The sequence below is a fragment of the Paenibacillus alvei DSM 29 genome, assembly GCF_000293805.1.
Classification (GTDB): Bacteria; Bacillota; Bacilli; order Paenibacillales; family Paenibacillaceae; genus Paenibacillus_B; species Paenibacillus_B alvei.
In genome coordinates, this window is the sequence record NZ_AMBZ01000001.1 from 487,913 (window position 1) to 504,266 (window position 16,354).

At 47.4% G+C, this 16,354-nt stretch carries 15 protein-coding genes and 1 pseudogene; 3 read left to right on the forward strand and 13 right to left on the reverse strand.

All coding sequences use genetic code 11. From position 1 onward, the window contains the following. The first annotated feature begins 1 nt into the window (after window position 1). On the forward strand, window positions 2-154 hold the full coding sequence (locus tag PAV_RS34405; RefSeq protein ID WP_005543250.1) for a hypothetical protein: 153 nt from the start codon (window positions 2-4) through the stop codon (window positions 152-154). A gap of 114 nt (window positions 155-268) precedes the next feature. On the opposite strand, the pseudogene PAV_RS02325 reads toward PAV_RS34405, so the two are convergent. Both PAV_RS02325 and PAV_RS02330 read right to left on the reverse strand, forming a co-directional pair. Beyond that, window positions 269-845, reverse strand: a pseudogene (locus tag PAV_RS02325) (PTS transporter subunit EIIC); the annotation flags it as partial. 208 nt (window positions 846-1,053) lie between these two features. Further along, window positions 1,054-1,929, reverse strand: coding sequence for an ROK family protein (locus PAV_RS02330; RefSeq protein WP_005543253.1), 876 nt, complete (start codon window positions 1,927-1,929; stop codon window positions 1,054-1,056). A gap of 327 nt (window positions 1,930-2,256) precedes the next feature. Here PAV_RS02330 and trpB point away from each other — a divergent pair, with 327 nt between their 5' ends. Then, window positions 2,257-3,417, forward strand: a complete 1,161-nt coding sequence (gene trpB / locus PAV_RS02335) for a tryptophan synthase subunit beta (RefSeq protein ID WP_005543254.1) — start codon at window positions 2,257-2,259, stop codon at window positions 3,415-3,417. Window positions 3,418-3,491: 74 nt separating this feature from the next. On the opposite strand, the gene PAV_RS02340 is transcribed toward trpB, so the two are convergent. From PAV_RS02340 to PAV_RS02365, 8 genes are all read right to left on the reverse strand, one after another. Continuing rightward, the gene (locus tag PAV_RS02340; protein WP_005543255.1) at window positions 3,492-4,850 is read right to left on the reverse strand and encodes an ABC transporter substrate-binding protein; all 1,359 of its coding nucleotides are present in this window, start codon (window positions 4,848-4,850) and stop codon (window positions 3,492-3,494) included. 45 nt (window positions 4,851-4,895) lie between these two features. Next, a complete protein-coding gene (locus tag PAV_RS02345; protein WP_005543256.1) occupies window positions 4,896-6,248 on the reverse strand; it encodes an ABC transporter substrate-binding protein in 1,353 nt (450 codons plus the stop codon). A gap of 80 nt (window positions 6,249-6,328) precedes the next feature. Beyond that, entirely contained in the window at window positions 6,329-6,871 is a 543-nt protein-coding gene (locus PAV_RS02350) for a hypothetical protein (protein WP_005543257.1), read from the reverse strand. After that, window positions 6,847-7,092: a hypothetical protein gene (locus PAV_RS35775; protein ID WP_005543258.1), complete on the reverse strand. Its 246-nt coding sequence runs from the start codon at window positions 7,090-7,092 to the stop codon at window positions 6,847-6,849. Before PAV_RS35775 ends, PAV_RS02350 begins: the two co-directional genes overlap by 25 nt. Window positions 7,093-7,113: 21 nt before the next feature. Then, window positions 7,114-7,848 (reverse strand): hypothetical protein, encoded by a 735-nt coding sequence (locus PAV_RS02355; protein ID WP_005543259.1) that lies wholly within the window; start codon window positions 7,846-7,848, stop codon window positions 7,114-7,116. 21 nt (window positions 7,849-7,869) lie between these two features. After that, window positions 7,870-8,283 (reverse strand): DUF4367 domain-containing protein, encoded by a 414-nt coding sequence (locus PAV_RS35780; RefSeq protein ID WP_005543260.1) that lies wholly within the window; start codon window positions 8,281-8,283, stop codon window positions 7,870-7,872. A 113-nt stretch (window positions 8,284-8,396) separates the two neighbouring features. Further along, window positions 8,397-8,642 (reverse strand): hypothetical protein, encoded by a 246-nt coding sequence (locus PAV_RS35785; protein ID WP_005543261.1) that lies wholly within the window; start codon window positions 8,640-8,642, stop codon window positions 8,397-8,399. Window positions 8,643-8,834: 192 nt separating this feature from the next. Continuing rightward, window positions 8,835-11,129 (reverse strand): sigma-70 family RNA polymerase sigma factor, encoded by a 2,295-nt coding sequence (locus PAV_RS02365; protein ID WP_081505657.1) that lies wholly within the window; start codon window positions 11,127-11,129, stop codon window positions 8,835-8,837. Window positions 11,130-11,314: 185 nt separating this feature from the next. On the opposite strand from PAV_RS02365, the gene PAV_RS02370 reads away from it, so the two are divergent. Beyond that, a complete protein-coding gene (locus PAV_RS02370) occupies window positions 11,315-12,691 on the forward strand; it encodes a C39 family peptidase (protein WP_005543263.1) in 1,377 nt (458 codons plus the stop codon). A gap of 114 nt (window positions 12,692-12,805) precedes the next feature. Here the strand turns inward: PAV_RS02370 and PAV_RS35195 are convergent, their stop codons facing one another. From PAV_RS35195 to PAV_RS02380, 3 genes are all read right to left on the reverse strand, one after another. Next, entirely contained in the window at window positions 12,806-12,973 is a 168-nt protein-coding gene (locus tag PAV_RS35195) for a hypothetical protein (protein WP_163974314.1), read from the reverse strand. Between the two features lie 205 nt (window positions 12,974-13,178). After that, on the reverse strand, window positions 13,179-15,743 hold the full coding sequence (locus PAV_RS02375; RefSeq protein WP_005543264.1) for a DUF4179 domain-containing protein: 2,565 nt from the start codon (window positions 15,741-15,743) through the stop codon (window positions 13,179-13,181). Beyond that, complete coding sequence (locus PAV_RS02380; RefSeq protein WP_005543265.1) at window positions 15,743-16,270, reverse strand: RNA polymerase sigma factor; 528 nt, start codon at window positions 16,268-16,270, stop codon at window positions 15,743-15,745. Before PAV_RS02380 ends, PAV_RS02375 begins: the two co-directional genes overlap by 1 nt. Between the last annotated feature and the right edge of the window lie 84 nt (window positions 16,271-16,354).

Sequence of the window (16,354 nt, forward strand, 5' to 3'; positions counted from 1 at the left end):
TATGAAGATTAGAACCAGAATTTGGGATTATGTTGTGGTGTTTGTGGTTATGCCTGTACTGCAGCGCAAAGAAGCCCAGGGATTTTTCATCCTTGGGCTTCTTGCAATTAGAGGTTTCTCAATAATCTCCTTAAACGGAAATTTATCCCGATAAATCTTTTTTCATTCAAATTAAGAATGCAAAAAGTACAAATCAGACAGAAGCGCATTTAAAATGGGCGGAGAGTATGAAACTTTTATCTCTAATACCAAAAGGGTCTAATAGAAGCGAGAAGGTATTCAAGCCGTTCTGGACAGGCGGCCAGATGAACACCATGATCATACTGATAATGAGTGAGGTAACAGCCGTAATAATCGGAACGAAGTGCTTGCCCGCAAAGAAACCCAAATAGGAGGGCAGCTCTATCATAAAAAATCGTGGGTACAGTACGGCTGCGACGATCCCGATTATGATCCCGCCGAACACGCCCGTTTGGAGGGTCGGGATGTCCTGAATCGTAGCATAGGCCGAATTGCTTGCCACAATGTCGGGTGTCACGTTCATAACGAAATAGCCGACGATAGCCGCCAAGCCGGCTACCCCGTCACCGCCAGCAAGACCAATGGCAACGCCAACTGCAAACAGCAGGGACAAGTTGTCAAATACAATGCCCCCCCGCTTGCTCCATGACATTCGTAATGACACTGACTGCACTATTTCTGAGCCAAGGAAGTCTCGCAATCATATCCGGATTGCACAGCGCGTTCCCGATGCCAAGCAGAATACCTGCCGCAGGCAAGATGGCGACAGGCAACATAAGCGCCTTGCCGACCTTCTGCAACACGCCGAATTCTGATTTAAACATAGAATTCATCCCCTCATTGGACAAGGTATGTAAGTACATCTCACCTTTTCCCAAGGAAGCGAAATGTATGCAGCCATTGCCAATGAGGGGACAATCTCATGCTCATACAATCAACCTCATCTACAAAAAAAGCCGCCGGACACGGTTGTCCGACAGCTTTGCCATCTCACTTCTATGATGCGGCATGTATGGATGAATCCATCACATCCTATTTCAATGCTTGTACTGCAAGTGCTAGCGCACCTGTAATTCCTGCACGATCCTGCAATGCTGGAGGCACGATGTAATCCTCGTTCACTTCCAAAATAGCAGGATGCTGAACGTATCCGTTCAACAGTGTCTTCACCTGCTCGCGAATGCGCGGGAACAGATGAAGCTGCTTGGAGACGCCGCCGCCGAGAATGATTTTTTCCGGAGAAATCGTCAAAATATAGTTCATCAGCGCTTGCGCCAAATAGAAGGTTTGAAGCTCCCAAGCCTTATGATCCTCGCCCAATTGATACGCCTTCACGCCCCAGCGCGCTTCGATTGCCGGACCTGCAGCAAGGCCTTCCAAGCAATCTTTATGGTACGGGCATTTGCCCTCATACGTATCTTCTGGATGACGCTTCACCATAATATGACCCATCTCTGGATGAAGCAGCCCATGAACCAGCTTGCCCTCCACGACAGCACCTGCGCCAATGCCTGTACCTACTGTGATGTACAAGCAGCTGTTCAAGCCTTTGGCCGCTCCGAATGTCGCTTCGCCCAATGCCGCTCCGTTCACGTCTGTATCAAAGCCAATCGGCACATCGAAATGGCGCTTCAAATGCCCAACAACATCGTATCCGCTCCAATGCGGCTTAGGTGTTTTTGCGATATGTCCATATGTAGGACTGTTCGGATTCAGATCTACTGGCCCGAAGGAACCAAAGCCAATGCTGCTAACTCCTTTATCTTTAAAGAACGCAACCGTACGATCCATCGTCTCTTCCGGTGTCGTCGTCGGGAACGATTCGATTTGTTGAATTTGTCCATCTTCGGTACCGACACCAACGACAAACTTCGTGCCTCCGCCCTCAATAGCGCCTAACAATTTCATGTTTTCTCCCTCACCTTCTCAAGCCTGACTTTATCTGTCTCGTTCAGAGGAGATCCCTCATATGCCAGCTTATGATCGCGCTTACGAAAATCGAAAACGCAAATCGCAAGACAACGTTTTCATCATATTGATTATATCATTAGGTCATTCATGTTCCAATCATATGTCGCACATCATCTAAGATTCGGACACACATCCTGAGCTTTATACCCTTTTTCGTCTCTGTAAAGAGCTGATGCATCAGAAATAACATTAGACTTTAACACGATAGTGCGATAAAATATGAACAAATTATTGCTAATCATTGGAACCGAGGGGGTAATTCACATGACCGTATCAACAGAACAAGGCAGGTTCGGGCAGTTCGGAGGAAGCTATGTACCGCCCCAATTGCAAGGGGTATTGGAGCGTCTCGCAGAAGCCTTTTTCAAGTACAAGGACGACCCGGAATTTATCCAAGAATACAATATGTACGCACGCGAATACGTAGGTCGTGACAATCCGCTCACCTATGCGAAGCATCTGACAGAGAAGCTCGGCGGTGCCAAGATTTATTTGAAGCGCGAGGATTTGAATCACACCGGTTCCCATAAAATCAACAACGTGCTTGGGCAGATTCTGCTCGCTAAGCGCATGGGCGCACACCGCATCATCGCGGAAACAGGAGCAGGCCAGCACGGTGTTGCGACAGCAACGGTATGTGCCATGTTCGGCATGGAGTGCATCATTTACATGGGAGCAGAAGACATTCGCCGTCAGGCACTGAATGTATTCCGTATGGAATTGCTTGGAGCCAAGGTCATGTCGGTCTCAAAGGGGCAAGGACGATTGAAGGATGCGGTGGATGTAGCACTGGATGATCTGGTGGAAAACTACGCATCTACGTTCTATCTGTTAGGTTCTGCTGTCGGGCCGCACCCGTTCCCGTCTATCGTGAAGCATTTCCAATCGATTATTAGTGAAGAATCGAAGCGTCAAATCGTGGAGAAAGAAGGTCGTCTCCCAGATGCCGTTATCGCCTGTGTTGGCGGCGGCAGCAATGCAATCGGCGCTTTCGCCCATTATATTGAGGAGCCATCAGTACGTCTAATTGGAGTCGAGCCAGATCAAGCGCCAACCTTAACAAAGGGTGTGCCTGGTGTACTGCATGGCTTCAAATGTCTTGTCTTGTTAGACGAGGAAGGCAATCCTGCTCCAACTTACTCCATCGCAGCAGGCTTGGACTACCCGGGTATCGGACCCGAGCATAGCCACTTGAATGAGTCCGGCCGCGCGGAATATGTGACGGTAACGAATGAAGAAGTGCTTGAAGCCTTCCAAGTGCTGTCAAAGACAGAGGGCATTATTCCTGCACTCGAGAGCGCACACGCAGTTGCTCATACATTAAAGCTCGCGCCAACGCTTAGAGAAGAGCAGATCATCATCGTCAACATCTCCGGTCGCGGGGATAAAGACGTCGAGCAAGTATTCCATATGCTGAATAAGTAAGACTAAGGTAGGATACCTATCCTACGCAAACAAACAGCCATAGTCCGTTCTCTACGGCTATGGCTGTTTCTGCTTTATTTGTTCTTGCGGGCAAGATCCAGCTTCGCTTGCGCCTGCTGCTCCAGATCCGCAATCGCCTGATCCAATGTCATCTTATCTCCGGCTACAGCATGCAGCGCTTCATTCAACAGCTGCTCATACGCCTGATAGAAGCTGTCCGGAATGTTCTTCTTCCACTGCTCGTTCGTATGATGCTTCGATGGCTTCAGCATATAAATGGATTCAGCGCCTCTTTCCAAACTTCTCGGGATATATCCCGTCCGCGCTGGTAAATCACTTCTTCCTGAACGGGATATGATCTTCGCCATCCCTGTGCCGTTCATGAACTTGACGAGCTCCCAAGCATCATGTTTATTTGCCGAATCGGCAGCAATGGCGAATATTTGCGTGGCAGAGATTCTGTTGGACTCATCTGCGTGCGCCGGATTGATTGGGGCGGTCACCATGCCCCAATTTATCTTGGAAGAAGACCCGCCAATGTGTGCTGCAAAGGACGAATCATTGAGAATCATCGGGGATTCCCCGTTAACGAATTTGTTCATGGCCAATATATAACGCGATCCCGGATCGCCGCTCTGCTCTGGCGGGCGAACGGATACCGCCTTTTTCTTGATCGCATCGACCGTTAACTGAAACGCTTGCTTCCAGCCTTCGGACTGCAGCAGCACCTTCTTGCCTTCCGCGTCGAATAGCTGCAAATCCCTCGTAGCTGCGACTTCCTGCAATACATCAGAAGCTTGATTATCAATCAATCCATAGGAAGCATCTTCATCCGTCCTGCCGTTATGGAATCTTGCAGACAATTCAAAGAGATCCTTCCACTGCATTTTATTGACCGGCAGATCAATACGTTTCTCCTGGAACATATCCGCATTATAGTATAAGTACCGAGCCCTGAGCGTGGGAGCAAGCCCAAATAGAGAACCGTTTCCCTTCTCGCGCAGCATGTCGATCAAACCGGGCATATAACCATCCAAATCGAATTGCTCCTGCTTGATCACCGATTCCAAATCATACAGCTTGCCCATGCTGGATAAATGCTCGTACTCATCCAAATTGAGAACAAGGACGTCCGGCTTCTGGCGCTCCATCATGCGCTGCAACTTTTCCTGCGGGCTTAATTTGTCCGATGCGTCTTCTCCTTCATTCCCCGACTGGATGATCTCAATTTCAATGTCCGGGTACTGGCTTTTAAATAACTGGCCGTACTTGTTATGGAAGTCCTCCACATAGGGATAATACACCTTCAGCTTCCCGTTGCCTTCACCGCCAAGCCCATCTGGTACGGACTTACTCCCGAAGCATCCGCTTATGACCAGGACGATGCTGAGCAGAAGCAGTATAGCTGCCTTTCGTTTTCCGGTTCGCCTCATTTCTCCACTTCACTTCCCCTTTACATGCCTATTCATCGATCTCTTTTATTTCAATTTGTCTTGGCGCACCTTCTGAAGCGCTGCCTGTGCCTTCTGCTGTAGTTCTGCCAAGGCCTCATCCACGGTTTTCTCTTTGTCAATGATGGCCTTCAATGCTTCCTCCCGCAAAGGAGAGTATGCAGTGTTAAAGTCACTTGGAACTCGCTTTATCGCCCACTCGTATTTCTTATTTTTTATTTGCAAGGCATAGAAAGCTTCTGTACTCTTGCCCTGAATCGACTTGACGAATCCGGTTCGCGTCGGCAGCTTATAGTAGATGGCAGAGCTTGCCTTCGCCATCTCCGGTCCGTTGACGTACTTTACAAATTCCCAGGCGGCCCGCTTATTGCTCGAATGCTCGTTAATGGCAAAATACTCATAGGGCCTTGCACTTGTCGTTTCATTTGGGTGGGAGGGATCAATAGGAAACTGAACCATGCCCCAATCCATCTTGCTTGCCTTCTTGTTTTGCGGATCGCTAAACTCGCGAATAAAGCCTGAACTGCCGAAGGTCATGGCCGCGTTGCCTTGCAGGAAGAGATTGTCGGCCGCTAGGAGAAAACTCGAATCTCCCGGTTTCTTAACCTGCAGTGCGCGAGTGCGTATTGCATCCGCCACCATTTGATAGGCCTGCTTCCAACTCTCTGATTCGAGCAGGATATTCTCCCCCTTGGCATCGAATTCCTGTAGGCCCCATGTGTCCGCTATGCGATTCAGCATCCCAATTGCGTCCTCATCGCCAGCATATAGCCCAGGCATTCCCGTATCTTCGAAACGCACAGCCAGATCGAACAGATCCTTCCAGGTCATGCCGCCTTTGGGCAGATCTATTGCATTCGCTTTGAATAAATCGGCATTATAGTAGAGCACTTCCGTAAAGAAAAACGGCGGCAGGCCAAATAGTGCGCCTCCTCCCTGCTCTCTCACCATATCAATCAAGCCTGGCATGAACCCTTCGAGATCGAATTGCTCCTGCTTGATGATCGACTCTAGATTGTATAATTTGCCGTCCAATGCGTACTCTTCATAACTTGGAGCTGATAGAGTCAACACATCTGGCTGCTGTTCATCAATCAGCTTCGTTAATAGCGTCCCATAATCAACACCTTTTTGGATTTGCATCTGCTGGTATAATCCCTTGGTCTCGACCACTTCGATGTCGATATTCGGAAATTTGAGCGTAAATACATTTCCGTATTCTCGAAAGAAATCACCCTCATCAGAGTAAAGCACCTTTAATTTGCCATGGCCATCTTTTCCGAGCTCCTCCAGCACAGGCTTCGGTCCGAAGCATCCGCTCACCAGAGCCATAATGCTTACTAGAATCGTACCTTGCTTCAACCACGAACCCCATCGCATCTCGCCTATCATTCTCCTTTACTTCCGAATCCAAAGCCGCAGGCAACCCGTCCTGCAGCTTCTGCCGGCCTTAATCCCTATCATTTTTTAATCATCGTTTTCGCGAGCTCGATCAGCTCTTCCTTCGTCAATGGATTACCGGGATTCGTGGCAATGGTAAATCTTATCCCTTTCTCCGTCCATGACACCGAATTTCTAACGAATTGAGGATACTTCTTCTTTGTTTCTGCATCATATTCGTCAGCAGATTTGTAATTGAACCCTTCGTCTTTGGCATCCTTTCCTAGCTCTAGCGTGAAGAGTTCCATGAACAACTTATCATTTCCTTTGGCGTACTCCAGCTTGATCTCTCCCACCTCTGGCGATTCTATCTTTTTGGAATACACCACTTTGCCTTTAGCTTCCGCTTTCACTTGTGCCTCAAATTTCTTACGATCGATTGAATTCTCGATTTCTCCTTTGACAAAGGCATATCCCTCCGGCATGCCCTCTGGCTCCTGTATGATAGGCCCTTTTAATTTAGAACTATATTTTTCGTAGTCTTCATACTTGGAGAATGTCGGGAAATTTGTATAGTATAGAAACTCACTTCCGCCATTCAGCTTCTTATCGCTGACATACACGAGATAAACATCACCAGGATTTTTTTGAGCTTTACTATCCTTGCCTTCTCCGCTTCGATCATTTGCTTTTTCTCTGCATCAGTCGGCGCTTTGGCTGCTGCCGTCTTGAGCGCGATGCTGTTGCTTGATTGCGACGACGCTGCCTGTACAGCAGCGCTCATGGAACCTAGCAGCAGGATGCTGCAAAGTGTAGCGATTGTTACTTTCTTTGTGTTTTTCATGGGTAATGCTCCTCTCCAGAACTATTTTTTAATCATCGTTGTCGCAAGCTTCATTAAATCTTCCTCCGTCAATGGATTCTCGGGATTCACAGAGAGGAAAAATATTTTTCCGTTCTCCGACCAGGTAACTTGATTTCGATCAGTATGTAAGCTATCTGCGGCGGATTCGTATGTGTATTCTTTAGCCTCCTTCTCTTCGCTATAATCCGTTTGCATGTGGAGAATGATATTATCTTTTCCTTTTTTGTACTCCAGTTTGATCTCTCCCGCTTCCGTCCATTCCATCTTTTTGGAATATACCACTTTGCCTTTGGCTTCAGCCTTCACTTGTGCCTCGAACTGTTTACTGAACGAATTTTGGATTACTCCTTTAACAAAGGAATATCCTTCTGGCATCCCCTCTGGCTCCTGTACGATTGCTCCCTTCAATTTAGAAGTCCATTTCTCGTAGTCTTCGTATTTTTTAAATGTCGGGAACTCCACATAATACAAAAACTCACTATCGCCATTCAGCTTCTTATCGCTGACATACACGAGATAAACATCACCAGGATTTTTTTTGAGCTTTACTATCCTTGCCTTCTCCGCTTCGATCAGTTTCTTTTTCTCTGCATCAGTTGGAGCCTTGGCTGCCGCCGTTTTGAGCGTAATGCTATTGATTGATTGCGACGATGCTGCCTGTACAGCAGCACTCATGGAACCTAACAGGAGAATGCTGCAAAGTGTAGCGATGGTTACTTTCTTTGTGTTTTTCATGGGTAATGCTCCTCTCCAGAACTATTTTTTAATCATCGTTTTCGCAAGCTTGATCATCTCTTCCTTCGTCAAAGGATTCTCGGGATTTGTGGAAATCGTGCATCTTACTCCTTTTTCTGTCCATGACAGTGAATTATTGATGTCTGGAAGGATTTCATTCTTTGGCTGTTTAGCATTTTCTTCGGCCTTCTCGTCGGCAGACTTAAACTGGAATCCTTCTTTAGATTTCTTTTCCTCTCCGTTTTCTATCTTTCTCAGACTCAGCACCAATTTGTTTTTGCCATTGGCATATTCCAGCCTGATCATTCCCGCTTCATCCCATTCTATCTTTTTGGAATACACCACTTTGCCTTTGGCTTCAGCCTTCACGTGCGCATCGAACTGTTTAAACGGATTTTGGATTACTCCATTTACGAATTTATATCCTTCCGGCATCCCTTCTGGCTCCTGAATAACTGCTCCCTTCAATTTAGCTGTCCAGTTCTTGTAGTCTTCATATTTTGTGAATTTTGGAAACTCCGAAGAATATAAAAACTCACTTCCGCCATTCAGTTTTTTATCACTGACATATAGAACATAGAAATCCCCCGGATTTTTTTGATTTGAAATATCTTTTTCTTCTCCGCTTCGAACATTTTCTTTTTCTCTGCATCAGTTGGAGCTTTGGCTGCTGCCGTCTTGAGCGTGATACCGTTGAATGATTGCGACGACGCTGCCTGTACAGCAGCACTCATGGAACCTAGCAGCAGAATGCTGCAAAGTGTAGCGATTGTTACTTTCATCGTATTTTTCATAGGTTATTCTCCTCTCTAGTTCAAACGATATTGGTTGTTAGTCAGGCCGCACGATAGCGTTTATGGGATCCCTTAGGCGCAAGCCTCTATCCTAATTAACACAGCCGCCCTCATTTAGGTTCACTAATTTGGAAGGAATGCAAAAAAATGCTGCCCTTACGTCATATCCTGACGAGGACAGCATCGTTCATCCTATTGCAACTTTATTTTCAAATTCCGATCCCAATGTCGAATGTAGAACTCAAATAAGTAAATCTCTGTTTCGTTTCCCTTAAATCCACGATACACGTTTACGTACTTGTTGGAATTCTCCCAATCTAGCCAGTTCTCCTCCCATTGGAAAAACAGGACTTTCCCAAATATTCTCTCGTCTCCCTGTTTCATATACGTCTGAGAAACGCCGCTGAACTTTAAATTCTCGCTCTCGTTCTCGACATACAGATCACCGTTTTTGGTATAGTAGGTTACTTTGACCGGATAACCCTCTACGTTCACAAGCGTTTCTTTCTTTTCATCTGTAATAGCTGTCAACTTGATTGGCTTCTTATAGTCATTTATCTTCTCAATCTCACGTTCCAACAACAATTCTACCGGCATATCCGCGGTCAACCGCAGATCGGGCCTTACCGGAAACTCGAACACTTGCCGATATCCATAGAGCGGAGTATCGAAGTATTCCAATGTCAACTCCCACCCTTCAAGCTTACGTCCGTTCACCAGCAATGAAACTGATCGGTATGGAATTCCGTGGAATACTTTCTTATTCTCCACCTCCAATTTTATCGCTGTCGGCCTGATAATCAGCTTGCGGAGGATCGAGTCCCCTTGCGACGTGTGGAGCGGAATGTTTAATTCCCGGGTCACTGACGCCTTCATCGCCTTCTCCTTGTTCAAGGTGAACATGCCGATATTCCATTCTCCCTCGATATGACTTCCCTTCACGCCGTACACAAATTCGAATGAATTGCCGCCCTGCAGTAGTTCGTCCGAGCTATAGCCTTCTTGTACACCCCATTCTGGATGCCCATCAATCTCGATCGTTCTAGTCGACTTATCGCCTGATCGATTTACCACTTTCCCTTCCTTTTTCACCACAATTTGAGGCCCAACGATGTTGAAATTCGAATTATCCGTGTAGGACACAGAATATTTGAGGAGTGCTTGCCCTTGTCCGCCTTTTACAAACTGCACCTTCAATTCCTCAATCCCACCATCATGAACCGGAAAAGTCTGTACCTCCGCCTTGTGCGGATCCAAATCGATTGGTACACGAACGTAGTCATACGCTTGCAGCCCACGCGCAGACAATTGCACATTCGCTTCATTGCCGGGAACCGTCCAGGACGTCTCGAAGAAGCCATTGTAGGTTCGGCTTTCTTCATCCCATTTATCCCAATAATATCCATCCCTCCAGTGGTAGTTCAAATTCACTCTCTTCACATAATCCAGGCTTTCAATGGAATTTCCTTTCTCGTCTTTGAAATCAAATTGGTCGAATATCCATTTCCGCTCCTGCTTATCCCCTGTATTCAAGCTGTATAACAGCGTGGTTCCATTATCGTCGGACACCGCCGTATCGATAGCGAATGTGACGCCGCTATTCGTAACCTTCTTATTGATCGGTTGCCCAAATCCATGCTGGATCGCTGATTCCACACCTTTCAGATTTTTAAAATCCCACTTCATGGTAATATAGGCGAGAACTGGAGTAGCCAACAGCACAAACGCAGCCAATGACAGCACAGCCAACCTGCGCCCGCGGAACAACGGCTTCGTCTGTAACGGTGTGGCCGACGTTCCTTGTTCGTCCTGCTCACTTCTGGCCGCCTCAATCCGCATCCACATCGCCTCGAAGTCCGGGTAGGAATGGCTGCCTTCATCGCCCAGCTGCTGTGAAAGATTTGTTGCTTCGTTTGTTTTTTCTCCAAGTTCCTCACCTTCCTTTCTTCCCAAGCTACTGTTCCGCTTGACTGATTGCTCATCCGGCAGCTTTAAATCATCGTCCAACTCGTCCAATATGACCCTCATCATCTTCAATCCTCGGTTCAACCGGGATTTCACGGTTCCCACCGGAATATCCAGAATATCCGCGATGTCGGCAAGCGGCAGATCATTTGTATACCGCAGGGTGATGACGATGCGGATTTTGTCCGGCAGCTTCGCGAGGCGCCGCTTCCACTCGTCCTCTGACTCCTTTTGTTCGACTACCGTTAGGATAGAAGGTTCCACCTGCTCCCGTTGGAACAAGAGCAGCATCTTCTCCTTCATCCATCTCGACTTATTCTTGCGCAAGTGATTTAAGCAATGGTTGACCGTAATTCGCATGAGCCACGTCTTGAGAAACTCCACCTTGTCCCATCCCGACGTGAGCGCCTTCATGAACACCTCTTGGCACACGTCTTCCGCATCCGAGGCATTGCGCAGCATATAGTAGCAGGTCCTGTACACATCTCTGTTGTATTTTTCGAAAAATTCCCTGTCCGTCAACAGGTTCTCCACCTTTCCTACACATCGCTAGTTGCTGCTCCCCTTGAACATGCACTACTAGATTAACAACTATCTTCTATAAAAGGTTCATTTATTGGATAAATGGGGTAAAAAATTTAGCACCTAATGAAATCTCGGCAAATTGCCGATATAAGAAGGGAGTATGTCTGAGGAGGGTTTGAACTTTGCCGCGAATCGTCAGGCAGCTGAATCGATGGCTGCTGTTTCTTATATTGCTAGCTTTATGTGCATTTCCTTTTCAAAACTTTATTCTCTCTAAGCTCAAGGATGGCTCCTTACCCTTCTCCTTCGGGCTGCCCTCGGACGACATTGTACTGATGCTGTACAGCAATACCGCACGGGTAGGACGCTATCTGGTTCCACTTGCAGAATCCGAGCCGAAGGCTGCTCCTTATCAGGAGAAGGGGGAGACACTCGTACCTGTCCGCTTCCTGGCGGACAAGCTTGATGCAGATCTGGCTGTCGATAAGGGTGGCCGCACCCTTACGTTGTCAAGAGATGAAGCAAGAATTACGTATTCGCTCGAAAAAGGCAAGGTCAGCATCGCGACTCCATCCGGCAGCAAATCCGCAGCCTCTGTAAATGCACTGCCTGTTCAGAAGGACGGAGTTACCTACGTCCCGCTTCGGCCGGCTAGTGAAGCGCTCGGGCGGCATATTTATAGCAGTGGCGGCGTAATCGCACTGACCACGACTCCAAAAGCGCCTAAACAAGAGAAGTGGAACGAATGGAGAGAGGAATTGTCCTCCTATCTGGCCTACGATGCGTTTGGTTCGTATGCAGTCAAGATGGGAACAAGCTATACCGCACTGTTCCACCGCTGGGAAGACGCCGTCAATTATGCGAAGCAGATACCTGGCCGCAGAGTAACCTACCGCGGTCAGCATGTGATGTGGGATCCGAAGAAGCCTGCGCCGAAGTCGATTCGCTTGAATGGAGCTCCGCTTATTTTGCAGCTCCCTGAGTTGCCGCGCGGCTGTGAAGTGACTGCCCTAGCCATGCTCTTGCAATCCGCAGGTCAGAAAGTAGACAAGATGGAGCTGGCTAAAAATATCCGCAAAGATACAACGCCGTATGAGAAAAAGAATGGCGGCATCTATTTCGGCAATCCGCATCGCGGATTCGTAGGCGATATGTACACGTTCGCCAATCCTGGTCTCGGGGTATATCACGAGCCGATAGCAGAGGTCGCGGAGAAGTATTTGCCGGGACGAATCATTGATATGACCGGGACATCGTTCGGGCATCTGCTGTGGACGGTCGGGCAAGGAACGCCAGTATGGGTTATCCATACGACACTGTACGATTTCGTCCCAGCAGGAGCTTGGATAACGTGGAATACAGCAGATGGGCCAATCCAAGTGACCTACTATGAGCACTCCTTGCTCGTGATCGGCTATGACGAGCAATATGTATACGTACATGATCCGCTTGGTCGCCGCGATCGCATCTCCCGCGCCGCCTTCAAGCGCGGATGGGAGCAAATGGGCAGCCAAGCGATCACCTATACGAAGGCAGCGCCAACTGCACAAGCAACATAAGCGCACCGGCAATACAAAAGGAACTGTCCTCACTGCATCCAATTATGCAGAGAGTCAGTTCCTTTTTTCTGGCGTATTCAAACTTTGCCCCAATGATTCTTAGATAAACTCTCCCTAATCATAATTGCGTAAAATGAGGTAGAGGATGATCCCTACCGGACCAAGCAGGAATACTACGAGCGCCCATAAACAGCCAATCTGCTTCCCCTTGCGCGCTGATGCCTCGCCCCATATCCAGAACAGACACACCCAGCTTAACACCCATATCAGAAAGCCAATCAACCCGCATCCCCCCGTTTCAATTAAGAAACCTGGTCGTAATTGTTTATGCTGCAGCATCTATAAACTACATTTGATATGTACGCAGGAATCGCTGCAATTAGGATTTCTTTTTCATCATGCCTGGCTTCCCCTATGAACACAGAAAGCTGACCCACAAAGCGATTTCTGCTTCGCGGGTCAGCTTTTCTAACCTTTTTTCTCTTGTCTAATTTAGATTTATGTCGTTATTAGTATCAATATCCAGGCGGTAGAACTTCGAATAACGATTCATTTGCCCTTCAATCGTCAGACTGCCTTCTCTTTTGAAAATATACCAGTTTTGACCGTTATATCGCTCAACCGAATACCCGTTCAGATCAATGCTGAACAGCCTTTTCACGTCAGGCGCCGCTACGTCGAGCACCTGCTTATTCGAGAATTTGTCGAAGAGGGCCTCGGTTGCATTCGTTCCCGTTTCTAAAATGTCGGAATCATAAACGGACAGTATGCGTCCAGTGTTATAGCCAACCTGAATGGACAAATCACGCTCCTGATCCTCTAAATCGTAATAATCCTTCGCAATTCCGATACGGCTGTCATAGCGATACGTACGGCTTGCAAGCGCCATCGGGGTTTCTTTCCCTCTAACGGTGAGGGAAGCTTTCTTAGCCGACTCAAGCGCCTTAGCACTTACTTGATCCATCGGAATGTCATAAGACATGCTAAGGACTCGTTCTCCCTCCATCTCGATGTCGATATCTTTTCCTGTAATCCAGGTATGCACATCCCGATCGACCCTTGTCTTTGCCCGAGTAATGTCCTGAATACGGGCAGCCAGCTGTTTTTCATCCAGTCCTGTTTGCCCTTCAACAATCCGCTTAATCTTATCTGGCAGCTCAGCGTAATTCATGGAGATGTGAACATCATAAGTTCCACGTTTCACATCAAGAGCGGCATAGCTCTTGTTATCCTTGCTATAAACGGTAACATCATGATAAGACGATCCACGGTATTCCTCGACTCCATATAGCTCAATGTCACGACCAGCAACTTCTCGTACTGCTTGCTTCATACGCTCCACTATGGAAGAATCCAAATCCTTCACCGTCTTGCCATGCTTCGGCTCCGTCAAGCTGCCTACTTGATCGTGTTCTCCTGCGAGCGGCGGGATGGTAAACTCAATCTTCTGATTAACCTCAATCGGTTCATTGTATCTCCGTAGCGATATTTCATATTCGTCCAATTTCGGAGCCATAATCGCAATATCATAAACATCTTGCTTCTGCTTCTCCTGCCCCCATTTATCCTTATCTTCAAAAATCGTTCCCAATACCCAACTGAACGTAATATTTCTTTCATATTTTTCGTTTAATTGCTTGCCTGTCATTGGGATAGCTCTCGTCTCCGGTGTATCCAGATTCAAGTCATATTGCTTCCAAATCTCGTTCGATCCTGATCCCTGAAGCTTCAAGTAGTAAGGCTCATACGTCAAGAATGTACCCTGAAACGGATTATTCCCCGCTTGATCTGGCTGAACCTTGAGATGGAGGATTCCCTTATTGTCATACTCTGTGCCTAATATCGTTATATCCCTGCCCTGATATTGGATCTTCTTTGGATATTTATCTTCCGTGCGAAGACGGAACGTACGATTTGGCCGGGCTTGAGTCACATACAATCTCTTTAATCCCAGAGTCATGTGCTTCGGCTTGTTCTCGAAATAGACAGACGGGATAAACTCCCACTGGTTGCGGCTGACCCCATTCACCAAATCTCTGAATCCTGAAGACTGTCGAATCGGATACACTTTACCGGTCTCGTCTTTCAGTATAAGATTTTCTCGGACAATCTCATCCCAATCGTAACCTGGATGCAGCTCTGCCTTTCCTTCATCTTGAATTCGAGTTCGAGTCTCAAGCAGCATACGGGTAGGAGAGATCGTAATATCCTTAAGAGCAAACTGCTGCACAATCGAGTCTGCCTGCTCTGCCGTCCGCTCCAGATTGACCACGCGAGTTGGTTTTATATTATTGATACCGAGCGGAACCTGAATATCCTCTGATTCGGAGTAAATATTTTTATATTCGTCATTGCGCTTAATTTTTGTCAGCCGGATCGTAATTTTCCGATCCTTATCTTCTCGTTTCAACTGCTCGACGTATTCTGGCGGCAAAGGAATGTCATGTTTCCAAGTAACAATACCATCCGCTTTTGCTTTAGCCTGTTTACGCGACTCATCATCGGATTCAATATGATAGGAAGTCGTATGATTGCTTCCATCCGAGAATCGGTGTTCGTCAAATTCAGGGAGCGTAGCCGTATAATCCTCGAACTCGTCATACAATCGGCGGGAACGCTGCGCCTCGGCAATATCCTCGCCCTTGATTGTAACCGTGACGAACAGACGATCATCTTCCAAATACAAATTATCGACGCTTACTTCCCGCTCTCCCCACTTCGTACGGTAGGTTTGTACCGGAATGTAGCCATGCTCCTTGGCATTGCGGATGCCCATAAAGCTGCCTGCCCCTTCCAGCCACTTGACTGCGGCCTCCAGTCCGGGGATTTGCTTCGCATACGCGGCAAAGGAAGGCACAAACATGATCGAGCCAGAGAACAGCAAAACGCCGGCCGCAACCGTTCCTATGCTGCGCTGTACAATCTTCGTCCGATGGCGGCGGCGATCCATATTCTCGATCCGCTCCGCAATCCGTTGAGACAGATTAGGTGGAATAGGCACTTCGGGCAATTTTGCGAACATTGCTTCGATCTCCTCATCCCTAAATTCCATCAGCATCTAGCCTCCTTCATTTCTGGCATCATTTGCTTTTTAAACAACTTAATTGTGTTATATATTTTCGTTTTAACCGTGCCCAGCGGCATATCTGTCATCTCTGCAATTTCTTCTAGCGTATATCCTTGAACATACTTCAATTGGATGAGCATCCGCGTCATTGGCGGCTGCTGCTCCATAAGAGCCTGAAAATCCAGCATTTCGTCCGTCGGCGGACGCTTTGCGACTCCCATAACCTCTTCGTCCTCTATGTAGACTATCGATTTATTTTTACGCAAATAGGTTTTGCACTGATTGATGACAATCCGAGTGAACCAAGTGTTGAATTTTTCGGGGTCTTTCAATTTCTGTATATGAATAAGGGCCTTCTCCACAGCATCGCATACTGCGTCCATACTGGCGGCCTCATCGTGTAAATAACTATATGCGATTCGGTACGATCGGTCTTGAATTTGCTGTACCGCTAGTGCAAAGCTGTGTGTATCGCCCTGCTGCGCGCGGACAATCAGCATCTTCTGATCCATAGTTCCTCCCCCTTCGGTCACCACTATGATGCATGGAGGCCCTAAATAGTTTTGGAAACTAAAATATTATTTTACGTTGACGCT